The 2,087-nt window shown below is 69.3% G+C and carries 3 protein-coding genes; 1 reads left to right on the top strand and 2 read right to left on the bottom strand.

Going from position 1 to position 2,087, the window contains the following annotated elements; genetic code table 11:
- Window positions 1–249: 249 nt before the first annotated feature.
- On the top strand, window positions 250–498 hold the full coding sequence (locus VF468_11455) for a hypothetical protein (protein HEX5878920.1): 249 nt from the start codon (window positions 250–252) through the stop codon (window positions 496–498).
- A 102-nt stretch (window positions 499–600) separates the two neighbouring features.
- Here the strand turns inward: VF468_11455 and VF468_11450 are convergent, their stop codons facing one another.
- Both VF468_11450 and VF468_11445 read right to left on the bottom strand, forming a co-directional pair.
- The gene (locus VF468_11450) at window positions 601–1,071 is read right to left on the bottom strand and encodes a pyridoxamine 5'-phosphate oxidase family protein (protein HEX5878919.1); all 471 of its coding nucleotides are present in this window, start codon (window positions 1,069–1,071) and stop codon (window positions 601–603) included.
- 182 nt (window positions 1,072–1,253) lie between these two features.
- On the bottom strand, window positions 1,254–1,964 hold the full coding sequence (locus VF468_11445; GenBank protein ID HEX5878918.1) for an alpha/beta hydrolase: 711 nt from the start codon (window positions 1,962–1,964) through the stop codon (window positions 1,254–1,256).
- Window positions 1,965–2,087: the final 123 nt, after the last annotated feature.

The raw sequence follows: 2,087 nt of genomic DNA, 5'->3' as shown, positions 1-2,087 counted from the left end.
CAACCTGAGACCAGCACCCACCTGAGGCGACCTCTGCCGTGTGAAAGCTCCCTCCAGCAGATTCGCGTGCCAGCTCATCGCTGCAAACCGACCGCTGACCTCTAGGTTCGTTATCCCCTGCTGTCCTCTGCTGTCCCCAGGTGCCGCTGAGTTGCGGCCCCAGCGCGGCCCGCCCAGCCTCTAAGCGGCCTTGTCGGACTACGCAGCGTTGCCGTTCGCTGTCGAACTTGTGTTCGATAGCCTGGTTCGGTGGGGACCTGGCACGACCTGGACGTTGGCCGGCCGATCGCGGCGCCGCTGGAGCGGTGCGCGGAACTGCTCGGCGTCGACCTGGCCACCATCTGTAAGGCGGCCGTCAACGTCGAGCCCTACCTCCGTGCCGACGGCACCAGGATCTGGAGCCTAATGCAGCTGGAACGCCAGCTCCGGCCCGAGGCCTACGGCCGACGCCGCGGCGGCTACCTCGACCGCCGACGAACCAGATCCGCCGGCCCATAGGCACTGCCTGCTCCGACGGCCACCGCCTCAGCGAGGCGTGGGCAGCGTTGGCGGCCCAGGCCCAACGAGCCACCAGGCGATGCCATGGGGCCGAGCTGACCGCTACGCCGATCCTAACGACGACACCGCAGTCGGGAACCGGGTCTCGAAGTCCAAGACCACCACCTGCTCGGGACGCACCGCGATGCGGCCCATCCTGATGGCCGGCGGCAACGACCCAACGTAGGCCTCGCCCTGCTCCTTGCCGAGATAGCGGACGGCCGCCTGGGCGTACTCAGGGACGACGCCCTTGGCCTCGGTGACCTCGGCCGTCCCGCGGATCGACAACACATGATGAGGTGGGTCGTTGGTGTCGATGGTGATCGCGACCCGATCACCGGTGTGCAGCGCCTTCAGCTTGGGGGCACCTGGCAGCGTCCCCATCACCAGGTCGGTGCCGTCCCAGTGGAACCAGATGGAGACCACCCGGGGCGTGCCATCGGTCCAGACATAGGCCAGCCGTGCCGGGATCCGCGAGGCCAGCAGCTCTTGTGCGACCGGGTCCTGCAGGAGCTCGGGTCCGCCCTTAGCCATGCGCGGCCTCCCCTGTCCGCTGGTGCACCACCTACGCTAGACGATGGCCGTGTGAGTCTACCGTCGGGCCGTGACGTTGGACCCGGTGAAGGGACACGATCGGCCGTGGCCTGGTTACGCCCTCGGAGACCTGAGCTGCCGGTGTACGACACGGGTCCGACGAGGTGCACGACTCGGCTTGGTTAAGGCGTGGTGATCCTCATCTGGTCGGCGATGGCCAGCAGCGACCGGGCGACACCATCAGGGTCAACCAGCTGATGCAGATGGCCGCCTGGAAGCTGCTGGACGATCCAGCCCCGACCACGCGCCTCGGCGGCCAGCTCGTCATACGGTGGACCGAACAGCAGGTAGGCGCATTGTCGGGCTTCCCAACCCGCAGGCACCGGGACCGACGCCTCGTAGTAGGACAGCGGCAACCTCGGCTGCTCCTCGGTCACCGCCTGGCGGGTCTGCTGGTCCGGGAACAGCGGCGCCACCTCCCCCTCGTCCCACCAGTCGCTCCAGCGCGGCAGCAGCCCACCCGATGCCTTGTCCCGCAACAGCGCCAGCAGCTCAGGGGGCGCCACGGGTGCCGCGCCAGCAGCGGGCGGCAGGGCCGCGTCCACGAAGATGCAGCCCAGCACCTGGCCGGGCAGGGCCGTGGTGATGACCGGGATGAACAGCCCTGCGTTGCTGTGGGCGACCAGCACCACGCCCTGATCCTGCCGTGTCGTGCCTAGACCCTCGCGGACGGCCTCGACCACCCGGGGCCAGAACGGCGGCCCCTCGTCCGCGACGTGCAGCAGGGACGGCACGGCCACCTCCCAACCCAGCTCGGCCAGGCGGTGGGCCACTGGTTGCCAGGTCCGCGGCCCCACCGAGGGGCTGTGGATCAGGACGAAGCTGACCGCCATGGCGGCACCCTAGCCGAGCAGCGACCCCACAAGCCACCGAACCCCTTACGCTCTGAGCGTGACCACCACTGCCGTACCAGCGCCAGGCGGCCGGTCCCCGGACCTGCGGCGGAGCGCCTCTAC

The sequence above is a fragment of the Actinomycetota bacterium genome (assembly GCA_036280995.1).
Lineage (GTDB): Bacteria > Actinomycetota > CALGFH01 > CALGFH01 > CALGFH01 > CALGFH01.
The sequence above is the reverse complement of the archived record's forward strand: the minus strand, read 5'-3'. Positions and strand labels throughout refer to the sequence as shown.